The organism is Sphingobium limneticum, from assembly GCF_008710155.1.
GTDB lineage: Bacteria > Pseudomonadota > Alphaproteobacteria > Sphingomonadales > Sphingomonadaceae > Sphingobium > Sphingobium limneticum.
The window spans coordinates 469,553-486,796 of sequence record NZ_VYPZ01000001.1; the positions used below are offsets into that span (position 1 = coordinate 469,553).

Annotated in this window: 11 protein-coding genes; 3 read left to right on the forward strand and 8 right to left on the reverse strand. The window is 62.7% G+C overall.

What is annotated here, in order from left to right; all coding sequences use genetic code 11:
- Positions 1-90: 90 nt before the first annotated feature.
- The 6 genes from F4U94_RS01830 to F4U94_RS01855 form a co-directional block, all read right to left on the reverse strand.
- Positions 91-2,565: a glycosyl hydrolase 115 family protein gene (locus tag F4U94_RS01830; protein WP_232016232.1), complete on the reverse strand. Its 2,475-nt coding sequence runs from the start codon at positions 2,563-2,565 to the stop codon at positions 91-93.
- A gap of 25 nt (positions 2,566-2,590) precedes the next feature.
- Complete coding sequence (gene bglB, locus F4U94_RS01835; RefSeq protein WP_120253022.1) at positions 2,591-3,706, reverse strand: beta-galactosidase BglB; 1,116 nt, start codon at positions 3,704-3,706, stop codon at positions 2,591-2,593.
- Positions 3,707-6,700: a glycoside hydrolase family 35 protein gene (locus tag F4U94_RS01840; protein WP_120253021.1), complete on the reverse strand. Its 2,994-nt coding sequence runs from the start codon at positions 6,698-6,700 to the stop codon at positions 3,707-3,709.
- 4 nt (positions 6,701-6,704) lie between these two features.
- On the reverse strand, positions 6,705-7,019 hold the full coding sequence (locus F4U94_RS01845) for an L-rhamnose mutarotase (protein WP_120253020.1): 315 nt from the start codon (positions 7,017-7,019) through the stop codon (positions 6,705-6,707).
- A 79-nt stretch (positions 7,020-7,098) separates the two neighbouring features.
- A complete protein-coding gene (locus tag F4U94_RS01850; RefSeq protein ID WP_120253553.1) occupies positions 7,099-8,613 on the reverse strand; it encodes a rhamnogalacturonidase in 1,515 nt (504 codons plus the stop codon).
- A 5-nt stretch (positions 8,614-8,618) separates the two neighbouring features.
- The gene (locus F4U94_RS01855; protein WP_120253552.1) at positions 8,619-9,815 is read right to left on the reverse strand and encodes a rhamnogalacturonan acetylesterase; all 1,197 of its coding nucleotides are present in this window, start codon (positions 9,813-9,815) and stop codon (positions 8,619-8,621) included.
- 328 nt (positions 9,816-10,143) lie between these two features.
- Here F4U94_RS01855 and F4U94_RS01860 point away from each other — a divergent pair, with 328 nt between their 5' ends.
- Positions 10,144-13,092 (forward strand): TonB-dependent receptor, encoded by a 2,949-nt coding sequence (locus F4U94_RS01860; RefSeq protein ID WP_150411823.1) that lies wholly within the window; start codon positions 10,144-10,146, stop codon positions 13,090-13,092.
- Positions 13,093-13,292: 200 nt separating this feature from the next.
- On the opposite strand, the gene F4U94_RS01865 is transcribed toward F4U94_RS01860, so the two are convergent.
- A complete protein-coding gene (locus F4U94_RS01865) occupies positions 13,293-14,102 on the reverse strand; it encodes an IclR family transcriptional regulator (protein ID WP_246171454.1) in 810 nt (269 codons plus the stop codon).
- Positions 14,103-14,293: 191 nt separating this feature from the next.
- Between F4U94_RS01865 and F4U94_RS01870 the strand changes: the two genes are divergently transcribed.
- Positions 14,294-15,769: an MFS transporter gene (locus F4U94_RS01870; RefSeq protein WP_120253550.1), complete on the forward strand. Its 1,476-nt coding sequence runs from the start codon at positions 14,294-14,296 to the stop codon at positions 15,767-15,769.
- A gap of 320 nt (positions 15,770-16,089) precedes the next feature.
- On the opposite strand, the gene F4U94_RS01875 is transcribed toward F4U94_RS01870, so the two are convergent.
- On the reverse strand, positions 16,090-16,359 hold the full coding sequence (locus F4U94_RS01875; protein WP_172598840.1) for a hypothetical protein: 270 nt from the start codon (positions 16,357-16,359) through the stop codon (positions 16,090-16,092).
- Positions 16,360-16,485: 126 nt separating this feature from the next.
- Here F4U94_RS01875 and F4U94_RS01880 point away from each other — a divergent pair, with 126 nt between their 5' ends.
- Positions 16,486-17,166, forward strand: a complete 681-nt coding sequence (locus F4U94_RS01880; protein ID WP_120253018.1) for a CDP-alcohol phosphatidyltransferase family protein — start codon at positions 16,486-16,488, stop codon at positions 17,164-17,166.
- Positions 17,167-17,244: the final 78 nt, after the last annotated feature.

Below are 17,244 nucleotides of genomic sequence, written 5' to 3' on the forward strand. Positions count from 1 at the left end.
TCATCCTCGCCTTGGGTCGCGCCTGTGATTCTTATCCTTGGGCACGGGCATTAAATGCCACATAGTGGACGTCTATCACGCAATATGAAATTAATGCAAGGCGCGATCAGCCTGAACGGGCATGAACCGCACCGCCTCTATCATCACCCCGCTGTCGCTGGCCGACACCGCCAGATCATGCCCGCCGCCCGCCAATTCTCCGGCTAATGTCAGGCTCAGTCGATTGTCCAGCACCCCCATCGCCCAGTCCCGACTTCCCGTCTCGCGCGTCACGGCCAGAGCATGATCCACGCCATCGACGCGCACCGTCAACTCCAACGGATCGCCATCATGGTCGGCATAGGCAGGCAGCAGATCCACCACCATCTGCCAACGCCCGGCGGGCAGGGTGACGGCAGCCTTGGCTCGCCCGCCGATGCCCGTTGCGGCAAGCATATCGCCCTGCCGGCCCAGCCCATCCACCAGCCGCCATCCCGCCTCGACAGCAAAGTCGCGTGGCGCAACCACTGTCCAACTCGCTGTCTCATTTGCCATGCGTTCATGGCCTGGAGCCGGCGCCACGGCATCCACCGGTGGCAGGATGGGCGGGGTCAGACGATAGCTGCGCCATTGCCCGTCAGCCGGCTCCACTGCCATCATGCCCCGCCATTTGCCGCCCGCCACCGCGCGATTATAGTGCCGGGTCAGCGCGCCGATCGCGGCATCGGCTTCATGCGCCACCTGCCCCCGCCGCATCGCTTCGGCCAGGTCGACGTCGCGCAGCCGATCATGCGCTTCGGCCGCAAAGAAGCGCCGGTTCGCCGCCGCAGACGCCCGCACCGGATAAGCCACCAGTTCGAAAAAGGCGTCCCGCCGCTCAGGTGCGACCAGCGGCTCGATCCGCCCGAGCGCCTCTTCCATCGCCGCGAAACCCGCCAGTCGCTTGTCCGCTTCGTCGATCGTCAACGGGCTTTGCCGCGCTTTCTCGGCCGGCAGATGATATTGCAGATGTTCCGGCCGCCGTTCGAAATTCAACCGATGATAATCGCGCAATATGTCTGCGACCGGCCGCGCCACCGTCGCCCCGATCGTGTCCGCCGCCCATCGTTCGACCCACCGGTCGACAGGCTCGGCGCGCGTCCCTTCCACATCCCATGCCATGCGCAGGAAATAGTCGGTGCCCAGTTCCGCCGGCTTCAGATCGCCGACATTGACCACCCACATCGTCCGCGCGCCCTTGTCCCAGGCCCGGCCCATTTCCTGGCGGATCAGCGCCGGCGGCGTAGTCGACAGCCAGAGGTAGGAAAGAGGCGCGCCCAGATAGGACAAATGATAATAAACGCCCGAACCGCCTTTGCGCGCGCGCTCGGCGGCATCGGGGAAATGGCGGATATACCCGAAATTATCGTCCGGCCACATCAGCGTCACATCGTCCGGCACCTTCAGCCCCGCGCGATAGACGTCCAGCACTTCCTTGTACGGCGTGAAGACCTGCGGCGCGGCGCCTATGCCGGCCTTCCCCAGCATCGCCCGTTGATCGGCAAAGATCCGTTCCAGCGTAGCCCGCCGCTCTTCGACCGTTTTCGGCCCGACCATGCCGCTATCATGAATGCCCCGCATCCCCAGCGTCCACACGCTTTCGTAAGCCGCATCGGTCGTTACCCGTTCTTCCCAATAGCGGCGCACACCATCTGGGTTCTTCAGATAGTCGAAATCCGCCGCCGGCGCGGTCCATTCGCCCACATTGTTCCGCAACATCGGTTCGGCATGGCTCGATCCCATGACGATGGCATAGCGATCCGCCAACGCCGCATTGGCCGGATCGGCGTTGAATGGCCGCGTCACCTTGTGCATCGCCGGCCACAATATATTGGCCTTCAACCGCAACAATAGTTCGAAGACTTTCTCATAAGTCTGCGGCCCGAGTGGCTTCTCGCCCGGCGCATGCGTACCGGCCGCCCAGGGCACCAGCCCCCAATCCTCATCGTTCAAGAATATGCCGCGATATTTGACCGAAGGTGGCCCGAACCGCTGCATGCCCTTCGCCACATAGAGCGCATCTCGATGCAGCGGCGCAACGTCCGCCCACCAGTGCCAGGGCGACATGCCGATCGCGCGCGCGACTTCATAGGCGCCATAGGCCGTACCACGCCTGTCGCTCCCCACGATCACTAGCGCCTGGGCCACGCCTGGCACCGGCCGATCGACGGTTAAGATCAGGAAACTCTCCCACGCGCCTTTCAGCCTGCCGACGTCGATCCGCTTGGCTGCCACCAGCCGGTCGATGGCGGCATTACGCCCCAGCGTGCCGATCCAGACCTGCCCCGTGCCGCCTTCGTTCGCGCCGCTGATGGTGGCGATATCCCGGCGCAGGTCCGCAGCGGCGATCCACACCACCTCATGGTCCGCCGCATCGGTGACGATCCGCGCCATCCGTCCCTTGGCTGCCAGCATGAAATCGCCCGCTCGCGCCCGGTCATGCACCCACTCTTCCGCGCGTGCCGGCGTACCCAGCAAAAATGCCGCCAGCCCGATCAGGCCGACGGCATGTCCGCGCAAAAGGCGAAAGAGGTACAGTCCTTCCACAGCCGTCCCCTTGTCGCCGCCTGCCTCAGATATAGGTCCGCAAAAACTCGCCCAGCGCGCAGATGGCCAGGCTCTGGCCATAGGGCATGGAGGTGAGCGCGATATCCTTATAGAATTGCTGGCTACTGCCCATCGCGGTGCCGAAGCTGACCTGCTGCAACTCGCCGGCCGCATCGATATTGGCCAGAACGCCGCGCACCGCCTTGATCCCGACCTCCTCATAATGACGCGGCAGATAGCCTTTCCGTACGCCCTTCAGGATACCGTAAGCGAAACCGGCCGTGGCCGACGCTTCCAGATAGCTGGTCGGATCGACGATCAGCGTATGCCAAAGGCCCGTCTCGGCATCCTGCGTTTCGGCCAGCGTCTTCACCTGCGCCGTCAGCGTGTCGATCAGGAAGGTGCGGAAGAAATCGCCCTCCGGCAGATCCAGTATCTCGATGATCTCGGGAATCGCGATCGTCACCCAGCAATTGCCGCGCGCCCAAAGCGCTTCGGCATAGTTGTGGCGACCGTTGAAATCCCAGCCATGGAACCACAGCCCCGTCTTCGTATCGTAGAGATATTTGATATGGACCAGGAACTGGCGCTTTGCTTCTTCGATATAGGCGGGGCGGTTCAGCAGCAGGCCGATCTTGGCCAGCGGCAGCACCGACATCATCAGCGTGTCGTCCCACATTTCGCCCGGATTTTCGTCATTATAGACGATATGCTGGAACCCGCCTTCCTCGGTCTTGGGCAGGCCGTCGGGCGCCATCAGCCATTCGGCCCAGGTGTCCAGATAAGGGATGTAGCGCGGGTCCGGCTCATATTCGTACAGATAGGCCAGCGTGATGAACGGGGCCATCGTGTTGATATTCTTGGTCGGCGTACCTTCGGCAAAGCGATCCTCGAACCATTGTTTGATGATCTCCAGCGCCTTGTAATCGCCGGTCTGCTCGAAATAGCGCCACATGCCGAACAGGCCGACGCCATGGGTCCATTCCCAGCCGGCCCACCCCTTGGTGTCGATGATCCGTCCATCATCCAGATGGAGCAGGAATTCGCCCGTCTCGTCCTTGATGTTGACGAGATTGTCCATCAGCCGGTCGATGGATTCGACGACCTCGCTGCGTGGAACGTCATGATGGGTAGCGGCCACTTACTTGGTCTCCTTGAGGTCTGAAGGTGCGTTTGGCGCGGCAACCATCTGCACTGGCAGACCGCCTTTCACGGTATGAAGGGTGATAAGGCGTACGCTTTCCAGCGCGTCGCCCGGCTGGCCATCGGACGTGACGGCCAGCGCGATATGGTTCTTGCCCCGGTGATTGATTATGCCCTCGGGGATAGGGAAAGTGCGTTGCGGCCCGACATGAGCGATGAACTGCCCCATGTTCCAGCCATTGACGAAGATCAGCACGCGATAGCGCACCGGCGAACGCGGCTTGGACGCATCGCCGAAGCTGAGGCCAATGGTCGCATCCTGTCCCTTGGGGACGTTCAGCGCGAAATCGGTGCGATACCAGCTGGTCCCGGCCTGAACCTGCGTCGCGGGCAGGCTGACCTTGCCCCACCCCTTGTCGTCGAAACCGGGCAGGTGCCATCCCATGCGTTCGCCATGGAGGCCGCCATTATTGGCCGGCCCGCGCACCGGATCGGGCAGGTCTTCGCCGCCCTGCTTGCCCTGGATCTTCCACTCGATCGGCACGGCGAAGCTGCGCCCGCTGGGGCCGCCCTCCAGCGAGGCGGAGATCAGGCCGCGCGCTTCCTTATGGAAATCGTCGCTGTCCAGATCCCAATTATGGCCGTTGTTGCGCACCATCACCGACAGGACATGCTCGCCGCTCTGCGCGCCGGCGGGCAGGGCAAAGCGCGCCGTCCCGGTGGTGATCGGTCGAGGGAGTCCAGTCGGCGGCTCGGCCTCGCCGATAAACTGTCCATCGATCCAGGCCTGCACCAGTCCCGCGCCACCTGCCCCGTAGAAGAGCGAGAGCGCCTTGGTGTCCGGCGTCCCGCTAAACCGCCCGCGATACCAGACATCGCCGTCATGAAAGCCATAGGCGTCCATGCTCATATTGGGCTGACCGTCCGGGCGGATCGTGGTCGGTGCATAGGATCGCCGGTCGATCGCCTGCCATGCACTGTCGTCGAATGCCGGATCGGCTTCGGGCGATCCCTTGGCCATGCGCCAGTCGGTCAGCGCGGGCAGGACGATATCGGCCGGTCCGCTCAGCGGCTGCACAGCGACAAGGCTGCCTGCCGCGCCAACCGTGGTCGCCACCTTCGCGCCATTCCAGATAACCGCGCGGACGCCCTTGGGTGCCCACACCTCCAGCCCATCGGCTCCATCCGTATCGCCGGTCAGTGCAAGCACGCCGCCCTTTGCCACGGCCGAGCGCACCAGTGCCGGCCCGCGCACCAGCGCATCGCCCTGCCGCCAATAATGGGCGCCTTCCGCCTCGTCGGCGATGATCAGCGTCAGCGGAGGGCGATCGCCACCCTCGATCCGCACCACTGAGCGACCTTGATGGGTATAGCCGAGTTTCAGGTCGCCCTTCGCCGCGTCAAATGCGCTCGAAACCTGTCCCTCCACCACCGTCACCGTGGGGGCGGCGGCATAGCGCAGCACCGTCTCGCCCGGCTCGCCCGCGCGGCCATAGAGCAGCATCACGCCATCCTGCGACGATTGCAGCTCCGACGTCGAATAGACCAGCCGCTGCCCGGTCAGCGTCACCCCCGCGACCAGCCACTTAGCGTCGAAGCCATTCAACTGCATCGGCACGCTATAGCGCCCGTCGGGCAGGTCGGCGGTAAAGCTGAAACTATCGTTCGTCTGCCTGTTAGAAGGCTTGTGCGTCACCATCAGGAAGCGCGCGTCCGTCTCCCGGCTTTTATTGTGGTAGATCTGGATATTGGGTGACGAAATCTCCGGCCGCCCCGCCGGGATCATGCCCGCCAGATCGGGGACGGACGCGATCAGCCCGCCCAGCTGCTTCATCTCCATGGCCTTGTCGCGCAGCGCTCGCGGTTCGGAAATGGCCGACCCATAATCATAGCTGGTGAACACGACCGGCGCCGGCAACCAGCCCCAGCTGGTGCCGCCATAGCTCATGTAGAAGCTCTGGATGCCGATCCCGTTGGCCAGGTTGGTGCCATAAAAGACCCGCTGGAACCGCTTGCCGCGCTGGATGGCGTTGCAGTCATAGCCACCATTCGACCCCCAATAGTCGAACCAGCCGCCACCGAACTCCGCGAGAAACCCCGGCGTATCCGGCGAAGCGGACGCGCCGCCCTTCGCCCCGCCCGGACCATAAAAGCCCCAGTCGGGCGCGGCGACGTCGCGGGTCGGCTTGCCCTCCACGGTGCAGGTGCCGCCGGGATAGCCGTCGAACGCGTACATGTCGTTCGGGCCATGGACGACCTTGTCGACCTTGCTGCTCTCGGGCGTCCAATAGCCATTACGCCCTTGATCATTGTGGAACAGCGGGACGGTGATGCCATCGGCCCGCGCCTTGGCATAGAGATGATCCATATAGCGTCGCTGCGACGGGGTCGTCAGCGCCAGCTCATTTTCGATCTGATGCAGGATGACGCCATAGCGGCGCTTGGGGTCGGCGTTGATCTGGTGCTTGGCGATGATCGGATTGATGTGGCTCAGCCACTCGTCGGCGGCCTTCAGATAATCGGGGTCGTCGGTGCGGGCGCGGGCGCGCTGGTTGACCAGCCAGCCCGGAAAGCCGCCTCGCGACAATTCCGCGTTCACATAGGGACCGGCGCGGGTGATGACGTAGAGGCCTTCCTCCTCCGCCATGGTCAGCAGCCGGTCGATGTCACGGATACCGCTGAAATCATATACGCCCTGCTTCGGGCTGTGATAGCCCCAGTCGAAATAGAGCGCGACCGTATTGAACCCACTGGCCTTCATCTTCTGAAGGATGTCGCGCCACAGATCGGGGGAGGGCAGGCGAAAGGGGTGGAACTCGCCGCCCCAGATCACCATCCTCTTGCCATCGACCATCAGCGAACGGGCGTCATAGGACACACGCCCGAACGTCTTGACCGGGGCGGACAGGTTGGCGGTGGGCTTCGCCTCCTGCGCAACGGCAGGCGTGGCAAGAGCAGACCCCAGAAGCAAGGCGGCGATCAGCGAACGCATGGCTTCAGTCCATGTGAAACAGCAAGGGGAGCGGCCATTCCTTGGGCTGGTTGCCGGGCTGCACCTCCATCAGCGGGGCCATATGGTCCCACCAGCGCTGCATGATCGGATGATCGGGCAGCGTGTCGCGGCTGTTATCCTCGCGCAGCTTCAGCACTGCGAAAAGGCTCAGCGTCTCTTCATCCAGGAAGATGGAATAGTCGTGGATGCCAGATTGCGACAGCAAGTTGGACAGCTCTGGCCAGATTTCGTCATGGCGCTTGCGATACTCGTCCACCACGCCGGGCTTCAGCTGCATCTTGAAGGCGTGGATGGTCATTGCTCTCCCCTCGCTCCCGTTATCAAACCATATTGTGGAACGTTCTACCTATATTTGGTAGCATCGTCCCATATGTTCGTCAACGCCATAGCGGCGTATTCCGCACGGAAAAGCGCTGCACATCCTCCAGCGCGAAGGGCGGCCGCTGATCAGCTGCCATCGTCTCGACGGTCAGCCGGTCGATAGCCAGCCCGTCCACATGCCGGGCCCACAATGCCCAGCTGGGCAGCACGCCGAACATGCTCGGTTCCGGATAGACATCGGGCAGTTCCTGAGGCCGGCGTGCCGCGTCCGCTACCGTTCCGCCACCGCGATAGGACAGGTGCACGTCGCGCAGCGTCACGTCGCGGATCGGATGACCCGCCAGTCCTGCGATTGCAGCCGGGAAGCGATGGTCGATCCCGCGTGCATCCACATCGCGGATCGTCACGCCTTCGATCGCGCCGACACCCGTCCCTTCAGGCCCTCTCCGCCGGTCACCCAGCCGCAGGAACAACGGGGCGGTCGTGACGTCGCGCATCGTCAACCGCTGCGCCACGATCTGCTCCATGACGCCACCGTCCACCGTCTCCAGCGCCAATCCCCGACACCGGGTGAAGCGGCAATCCTCAATCCGTACGTTGCGATATCCGCCATTGCTCTCGGTGCCGAGCTTGATCCGTCCCGTCACCCGATCGCGATCCGGCGCGATTTCCTGCGTGGTCCTTTTCGTCCCATCCACCAACGATCCCATATCATAGCCCGATACGTCGCAATCGCGGATCAGGATATTCTCCGCGGCGATGGCGCGTCCCAGCGCATAGCTGCTCTTCACCACGATCCCGTCATCATTGGGTGAATTGACCCGGCAGCGTTCCACCACCACGTTACGCACGCAGTCCAGGTCGATCCCGTCCCGCTCGGTATCGATGGTCAGCCCCTCGATCCGCAGGTCGCGCGTGCCCGTGGCCAGTATCGCAAAATGCCCGCCCTTCAATATGGTGAAGCCCGATAGATGGATGTCGCGCCCATTTTTCAAGGCGATTGCCTTGTTGCCCAGTCCTTGCATCATGGCGGCATCCGGTTCCAGATGGCCGATTTCGGCAGCGGTCATGCCCTGCATCGACAGCGGGCGCTCGCCCGCCTGTTTCTTCCACCGCGCGCCTGGCCCATCGCGGGTTAGGCCCAAGCCGTGGATCAATCCCGGCCCTATGATCGCCACCTGCTCGACATCGTCGCCCCAGATCAGGCTGTTGCGCCAATGGCTATGCCCGAAATCCTGGTAAAGCTGCTCGATCCCGGCCTCGGGCAGGTCGTAGCGTCCCCCATGGCGCGCCGGATCTGCGGCCTCGATCACCGCCCCTTCGCCCAGCAGCAAGGTCACCCGACTCTTCAACCGGATCGAGAAGCAGAGATAGCGGCCACGCGGCAGAATGACGGTGCCGCCCCCGGCGCGAGACGCCGCCTCGATCGCGGCATTGATCGCCCCGCTGTCGATCGCGATGCCATCGCCCTTCGCACCATGATCGCGCACGTCGAAACGCCGGGCCGCATGCGCCGGAAAGATCGGCACAATCAGCGCGGCGGCGCCCAGTGCCAGTTCGCGGCGGCTCATCCGCATCAATTGCCCGCCGGCCGCTGGTCGCTGCGGATCAGGCTGGGGACGATCGACACCCCGTCCAACTGCGGCCGGCTCGGTATGAAGGCCGATGCAACGACATGCCCGGCCAGGGTCGGCACCTGCGCCCTGATCCGTTCCGCCACTGCCCGCGCCAGCAACCAGGCGCCTGCATTGTCATGATGCGTCTTGTCCTTGCCACCATCATTGAAGATGGTCGGCGCCACGTCCGGCCCCAGCGCTTCATAGATCGCCCGGCTGTCGGCGTTCAGGTCGATCAGCGGTACCTGCTCGTCCGCCGCAACCTTGCGCACGGCCGCCGCATAGGCCCCCAGCGTATCCTTGATCCGCGCGGCCTCGTCGAAATTGCGCCGTTCGGGCGACGTCACCAACACAGGCAGCGCGCCGCGCCGCCGCGCCTCGGCAATATAGGCGCGCAGATAGGCGGGATAGGTGGTCGCCGCGTCGGCATAGGTCTGCGGCCACTCGGCTTTCTGGTCGTTATGGCCGAACTGGATGAACAGCCAGTCGCCCGCCTTCATCCCCGCCAGCAATTTGTCGAAGCGCAGGTCGGTCAGGAAGGATTTGAGCGTAGCACCCGATTTGGCATGATTGGCGACGATCACCGCGTCGTCCAGCATCGCCGGCAGCATCTGTCCCCAACTGGCGGCCGGTTCGGCATATTGGTCGGTCACGGTCGAATCGCCCGCCAGGAAGATGGTAGGCGCATGTGCCGGCTCGATCCGCACCGACTGGACAACGGGCTTGCCCAGAAATTCCAGGGTCAGCTTCTCGTCCCACGTATATTCCAGCATATCACGCGCATCGACCCGCACTGTCCTGCCACCCGGCGCATTGGCCGGGGGCGGGGTCAGGGCAGGGGTGCGCACATTGACCAGAAAGCTGCGCTCAACCGTTTCGCCCGGACGCGTGACGACATGGTTCAGCATCATGCGCCGTGCTTCGGCCTTGACCGTGGTGTCACCCGCCTGTCGTCCGCCCAGCGTCAGCGTGACGCGATAATCGCCCTCAGGAAGCGCGGTGGAAAAAAGGAAGCCCCGTTCGTCACGGCTCGGCTCCACGCCATGACCGCCCGTTTCATAGACGCGGCGGCGATCGGGCGACTCCGGAGTCAGGTCGAACAGCTGCGCCGCCGGAAGCGGCGCGGCGGTCAGCATCAGCGCAAGGATAGCGGACATGCGATAAACCATCCGATCGGGGACAAAGGAAAGGGGGCGCCACAGCGGAGCGGCGCCCCCTCCAGGTCAACGGCCCGTGCAGAGGCGCGCTGAACTTTTAATCCCGTTAAATAGTGTGATGATCCATATATCGGGACATGCCGACGCGTCAATGCCTCCGGTGATGGAACGGCCGATAAAATGATCCACATTGTGAAATGCAAAATCACATGATGATTTTTCTTTCTTTTGTCCGACCACGGATATAGGATGACACTCGAGTTCACATAGTGGAACCATAAGATCGACCTCCGGGGAGGAGGCGGTCAGGACATTGGGGAGGATATTTATGCCTGTACGTTCCGCGTTCGCTCGTCGCAGCTCGGCCCTCGCGATCGCCTCGACCTTGCTGGTCGCCCTGCCGGCCATGGCCCAGGAGCAGCCTGTTGCCGATCAGGCCGCCGATCCGGCAACTGCCGACATCGTCGTCACCGGCTTCCGTGCCTCGCTCAACAGCGCGCTGGGCATGAAGCGCAACGAAGCGGCCGCCGTCGATTCGATCGTGGCGGAGGATATCGGCAAATTCCCCGATTCCAACCTGGCCGAGTCCATGCAGCGCGTGCCCGGCATCGCGCTCGCCCGTGGCGATGGTGGTGAAGGGCGCAACATCTCGGTCCGTGGTCTGGGCGCCGGTTTCACCCGCGTCCGCATCAACGGCATGGAAGGGACGGCGCAGACCGGCTCGTCCGATATCTATGGTGCAGGCAACAACGGCCGCAGCTTCGACTTCAACGTTTTCCCGACCGAAATCTTCTCTGCCCTGTCGGTGCGCAAAACCACCTCGGCCGATATCGAGGAAGGCTCGCTGGGCGCCACGGTGGATCTCTCCGCGCCCAAGCCGATGGACCAGAAGGAAGACTTCGTCCTCGCGGCGACTGCGCGCGGCGTTTACAATGAACTGTCGAAGAAAGTCGATCCGCGTGCCTCGCTGCTCATTTCCAAGAAGTTCGGCGACAGCGGCTTCGGCATTCTCGGCTCGGTCGCCTATCAGAAACGCCATCTTCGCGAAGTCGGCTATTCGGCGGTGGACATCCTGTCGGCCAATGCCAATGGCGGTTTCTGCTCGCCGCTGGGCGCGCCGATCAATACTGCCGGGCAAAATGCGACACAACTTGCTGCGCGCGGCGTGACTGCGGCAAATTGCAGCACGAACAATCCCCGCACCAGCACCGCCGCCGCCTATCAGGCGATTCAAGATCTGCGTCGCGACGATTTGCCAGGAACGCCGGGCAGCGGCGCCTTCCTGCCGCGCCTGCCCCGCTATCTGAACAGTCAACAGAATCAGGAACGTATTGGCGGCTCGTTGACGCTGCAATTCCAGCCGGACGATGCCACCGACATCTCGGTCGATTTCCTCTACTCGCGATTTGAAGTCACCCGTCGCGACAATTACATCGCGGCTATCTCGTTCGCCCGCAACGCCTCCAACCTCGGACAGCCGATGACCTCGGTGCGGGACATCGAATTCGACGACAATGGCTCGCTGCTCTATGGCCTGTTCAACGGCGTAGACGTCCGCTCCGAAGGGCTCGTCGATCATTTCGTCTCGACCTTCAAACAGGCAAACGTCAATTTCAAGCGCCAGTTGAACGACAGCCTGGAAGTCAGCGGTATCGTTGGCTTCAACCAGTCCGTCTGGGACGGGAAGAAGCGGCTTCAGACCTTCATGGATGCGATCGACACCAATGGTTTCTCGATCGACTTCCGCGATGGCGGCAGCACGCCCAAATTGGGCTTCGGCGTGGATGTCAGCAATCCGAACAGCTTCAACTACGCGCCGACTTTGTCGAACGGCACGGTGCTGGGTGGCTTCAGCTTCCAGGGCAAGCCGTCCAAGAACACCACCGACAACATGACCGCGGAAACCAACCTGAAATGGACGGTCAGCGATGCCTTCTCCATCCGGGCGGGCGCACAATATCGGCGCAGCAACTTCCTCTCCACCTTCCTGCGTCCCTATAATGCCGACACGGTGGTCCGTGCATTGCCGGCCGGCACTACGCTGGCGGCCATCACCACCACCATCAACGGCGTCGACAAGCTGTGGGGCAATGGCGCGCCGTCCAGTTGGGCCGCGATTGATCCCGACAAATGGGCCAGCACCTTCGGTTTCGATGACGTGCGCTATTGCGGCGTGGAATGTGGTGCAGGCCGCAGCCGCGTCGTCGAGGAAGTCTCCAGCGGCTATCTGATGGCGAACTTCGATCTGGAGGAGGCGTTGGGCTTTTCCATTCGTGGCGACGCGGGTGTCCGCTACGTCAAGACTGACATGGTAGGATCGGGCTATATCAACATTGCCAGCGCCTCTTCCCCTACCGGCCTTGCCGGTCAGTATAAGGCGGTCCGCAACAGCTATGACGACTGGTTGCCGTCGGCCAATATCGTGATCGAACCGATCGATAACCTGTTGGTCCGTTTCTCCGGTGCGAAGGTGTTGTCCCGGCCTGAACTCGGTGTGTTGACGCCCACGGTGACGATCAACCCCACCACCCGCGTTGGTAGCATCAGCAACCCTCTGCTGAGCCCCATCCGTGCCAATACGTTCGATGCTGCGATCGAATGGTATTTCCGGCCTGGCTCTCTGCTGTCCGCGGCTTTCTTTTACAAGGATATCAAAAGCTATATCCAGAATGTGAACAGCCAGATCAACTTCAACGAACTGGGTCTGCCAGATGCGCTCCTGATCGGCGGCACAGCGGTTGCCACCGATCCGTTCACCATTTCGCAGCCGTTCAACACGCCGGGCGGTAAGCTCAAGGGCATCGAAATCAATGCCCAGATTCCCTTCACCTTCTTCGATGGCTTCTTGAGCAATTTCGGCCTGCTGGCGAACTACACCCATGTTACCTCGAAGATTAACTACATCCTCGCCAGCGCAGGTGGCGTACCCACCGTGACCACCACGGCGGACCTCGTCGGCCTGTCGCCCAACACCGCGTCGGCCACGCTCTATTATGAGGATGACAAGTTCAGCATCCGGACGACCGGCAATTTCCGCGATCAGTTCATCCGCGGCATTCCGGCTTCACCCGGCAGCGATCTCCAGGGCAATGCCAAGACCTTCTACATGGACGCGTCGGCCAGCTATAATGTGACCGATCGCCTCAAGGTCATTCTGGAAGCGACCAACCTGACCGACGAGCAGAACCGTCTCTATATCGACAGCACGCGTCAGGACACTTTGTTCGAAACACGGATCGGCCGGACTTTCACCTTCGGCGTCACCTACCGGATGTGATCTGAATTCACCTTTCTCCCCCAAACTCAAGGGCGCGGCCACCATGGTAGCCGCGCCCTTATTGTGTCTGCCTGTCCTATCGGACGGGTTCCTGATAGAATGGCGTCATACCGCATCTGCTCGCACTATAATTTCCCACTGGCGTTCGAAAATGTCCGAATTGGCGGGAAATGTGCGAAGTTAAGCGCCGGACTTCCTATTCAACGCGGCCCACTATAGCCCACGGCGCCGCTGATCAGCTCGGCCGATCGCATTACCTGCTCCGCCAGGCCGGGGCGCAAGTCGTCGGTCAGATAATGGGCCGCGCTGGCGATCGAGATGGCGATGCAGATCTGCCCCTTGGCATCGCGGATCGGCACGGCGATCGACCGCACCCCATCGCCCAGTTCGCTGTCATGCAGCACTTCGCCCCGCGCCTTGTGCCCCCGCATTTCCGCGACATAGGCCTGGATTTGCGCCGGCGTCACCTTGCCGTCCTTCGCCTCGACATAGAGGCGCTCCCACGTCGCCTCCACCTCATCCAGCAGCAGCGCCTTGCCCAGGCCCGTTTCGGCGACTGGCCTGCGATCGCCCGGCGCGGTGGCGACACGCAAGCGTTGCGTCCCCGTCACCCGCTCCAAATGGCGGGACCAGTCGCCTTCACGCTTGCCCACGAACACACAGAAGCCGGTGCGTTCCGACAGCAACTCCATGAAAGGGCGGGCGACCCGCACATAGTCGATCTGCTCGGTCGCCAGCACGCCCAGCTGCAATAATTTGGGGCCAAGCGCAAAGCCGTCGCGCGTCACCGACAGATAGTTTCGCGACTTCAACGCCTGCACCAGCCGGTGCGCGGTGGTCTTGCTCATGCCCAGCTTGCGAGCGAGGTCGGCCGCACGGATCGGCCCGTCGATCACCTCGTCCATGATGTCGAGCGCGCGCATCAATGTCTGCGTACCCTTGACCGTTTCGGCCCCGTCCTTCTTGTCGTCGCCGTCCTGCATGATCTTCTGCCTATTCTGCCGCCCCATATAGCGGGACGTTCCATATAGAGGAAAGCATATCAGTTAAATTGGACCTTTTGTCAGCTTCTTTGTTGCAGAGACGATGCTGGCGTATTCGTATGCGCACTTGTCCGGCGGGGCGGGTCATGGCAGCGATGCGGGTTCGATGTATCTGACGGAACGCCCGTTCGGTGCGCGGCAGGAGGGGACGGATGGGCATGGACAAGCCGAAACAAGGCTTTGCCGGATTGTGGAATATCAGTTTCGGCTTTTTCGGCATCCAGATCGGCTTTGCGCTGCAAAATGCCAATATGAGCCGCGTTTTCCAGTCGCTCGGCTCCAGCATCGACAATCTGTCGGTCCTGTGGATCGCGGCGCCGCTGACCGGCCTGCTGGTGCAGCCGATCATCGGCCATCTGTCCGATCGTACCTGGCTCGGCCGTCTCGGCCGCCGGCGTCCCTATTTTCTGCTGGGCGCCATCCTTTCAGCGCTGGCGTTGCTGGGCATGCCGCAGAGCGACGGGCTACTGATGGCGGCGCTGCTGCTCTGGCTGCTGGACGCCAGCCTCAATATCTCGATGGAGCCGTTCCGCGCCTTTGTCGGCGACATGCTGCGCAAGGACCAGCATACGTTAGGCTACGCCGTGCAGACCGCTTTCATCGGAGCCGGCGCGGTCGTGGGATCGCTTTTCCCCTGGCTGCTCGACCATCTGGGCGTCGCCAATGTCGCGCCAGCGGGGCAGGTGCCGGACACGGTGCGCTTCAGCTTTTGGGCGGGCGGCGCGGCGTTGTTCGCGGCGGTGCTGTGGACGGTGGTTACGACGCGGGAATATTCACCGGACGACATGCGCGCCTTTGCCGATGCGGAAGAAGCGCACCCGGCAGCGCCCGATCTGTCGAGACGAGCCATCGCCCCGTGCTTCGTCTGGATCGGTGCGGGCCTGATCGTCGCGCTGCTGGTCGATTTGGCGGGCATGGAAAAAGAGGTCTATCTGCTGGGCGCCTTGCTCGCGGGCTATGGCCTGGCCAGCCTGACCGCGATCCTGCTGGCGCGAGCCGGGCGGGGTGGCAATATGCTGGCCCATATCGTCGGCGACATCGGCGGGATGCCGCCGATCATGCGCCGGCTGGCCCTGATCCAGTTCTTCAGCTGGTCGGCGCTATTCATCATGTGGATTCACACCACCCCGGTGGTCGCCCAATATATGTTCGGATCGGCCGACCCCGCCAGCGCCGCCTATCAGGCCGGCGGCAATTGGGTGGGGGTGTTGTTTTCCGTCTATAATGGCGTTGCCGCCGTCGCGGCCCTCACGCTGCTGCCCTGGATTGCGGCGCGGATCGGCAAGGCGCGGACCCATGCGCTGTGCCTGGTCGCGGGCGCGGCTGGATTTGGCAGTTTCCTTGTCCTGCGCGATCCCGACCTGCTGCTCCTGAGCGAAATAGGGATCGGCATCGCCTGGGCGTCTATCCTCGCCATGCCCTATGCGATGCTGGCCTCCAGCCTGCCGCAGGCGAAGCTGGGCGTCTATATGGGCGTATTCAACATCTTCGTCGTGGTGCCGCAGCTGCTGGTCGCCACCGCCATGGGGTCGATCATGAAGGCGTTCTTCCCCGGCGATCCGATCTGGACCATGGCCTTTGCTGCGGTAACGCTGTTGCTGGCCGCATTGGCGACCCTGCGGATCAAGGCATGAGATCGGATGAGGTCCGCTTAACTTCGCACATTTCCCGCTTATCCTGATATTTCCGATCCCAAATAGGACATCATGTTGCGTGAGGCGTTCCGGCCTCACGCCCGTCCTTATAGCGAGCGGGGGCGGTGTAGGACAGGCCGAGTCGCAGAGCGCAACCCGCTTCCAAACCCAGCCGAAGCGTCGCGCGCCACCATGGCTTCCGTTACGGAAAGCGTTGCATCGCGCTACGCATGCAATTTTTGCAACCGCGAGCATATCGTTCGCACTTGCGGAAAAATGACAGGTCGGTCACAAGAAATGTGCCTTTCAGGCATCCTCTCCTAAAAACTTTCAGGGCTGGTCTTCGGATCGGCCCTTTTTTTGTCCGCTTCTGCTGGGCTGTCATCCAGCCCCTGGGGCATGCGCCATGTGACGCCTTCGTCCAGATAAGCCTCCAGTTCGCGCCAATGCCGGTCCCAGCCTGGACCGCGCCGGGCAGGCGGCACTTCCTGTTCGACCATCAGCCGCGCGCGCCGCACCGGGTTGGACGGTCGCTGCTCCATGCGCTCTACTATATCGCGCAGATCCTGGGGCCTGTCCTTGCTCATCATATCCTCCGCGAGACGTCCCGTCCCGTACGCCGCCTTTGCCCGCGAAGCAAAGTGGGAGGCAATGGCCTATCCGTGGTGCGGTGCAACGAATATTGTGTTAATGTCATGCTTCCGTCATAAAGCCCCATGTCATTGCCATCCGGCCCAACGGCCCCGCCCATCGCCCGTATCCAGCAAAATGTGCTGGCCGTAGGGGAACGTCACCTGCTTAACTGGCTGTGCGCCCGCATGCCACGCTGGGTCACGCCCGATCTGCTGACCGGGTTCGGCATGGTCGGCGCCTTCGCCATCTTCGCCGGCTATGCCGCCAGCAACTGGGGTGTCGACTGGCTGTGGCTGGCCATTGCCGGCTATGCAATCCAGTGGTTCGGCGATTCCATGGACGGCAGCCTGGCGCGTCATCGCAAGATCGAGCGTCCGTCCTACGGCTATTTCATCGACCATAGCTGCGATGGCCTTGCGACCTTGCTGATCCTCGCTGGCATGGGCGCCAGCCCCTATATTCGCATGGACGTCGCGCTGGTGGCGCTGGCCGGCTATCTCTTGCTGTCCATTCACGCCTATCTGTCGGCGCGCGTATTGGGCGAGTTCAAACTATCCTATCTGGCCGCCGGGCCCACCGAATTACGGCTGCTGCTGATCGGATTGACCATCGCGATGATGATGCTGGGCTATGCACCGGGCCTGTTTGGTGCCGTGTCGGGTTTCGATCTGTTCGTGGGTATCGTCGGCGCGATCTTGGTATTGCTGTTCATCAAGCAGACGCTGACCACGGCCAAGCGTCTGGCATTGACCGAACGCCGCTGATCAAAGCCGTTCTGGCCGGAGTCGGGCCGATCCGTGCGGGATCGGCCGGCCTGCCGTCAGCGATGCCGATGCTCTCGC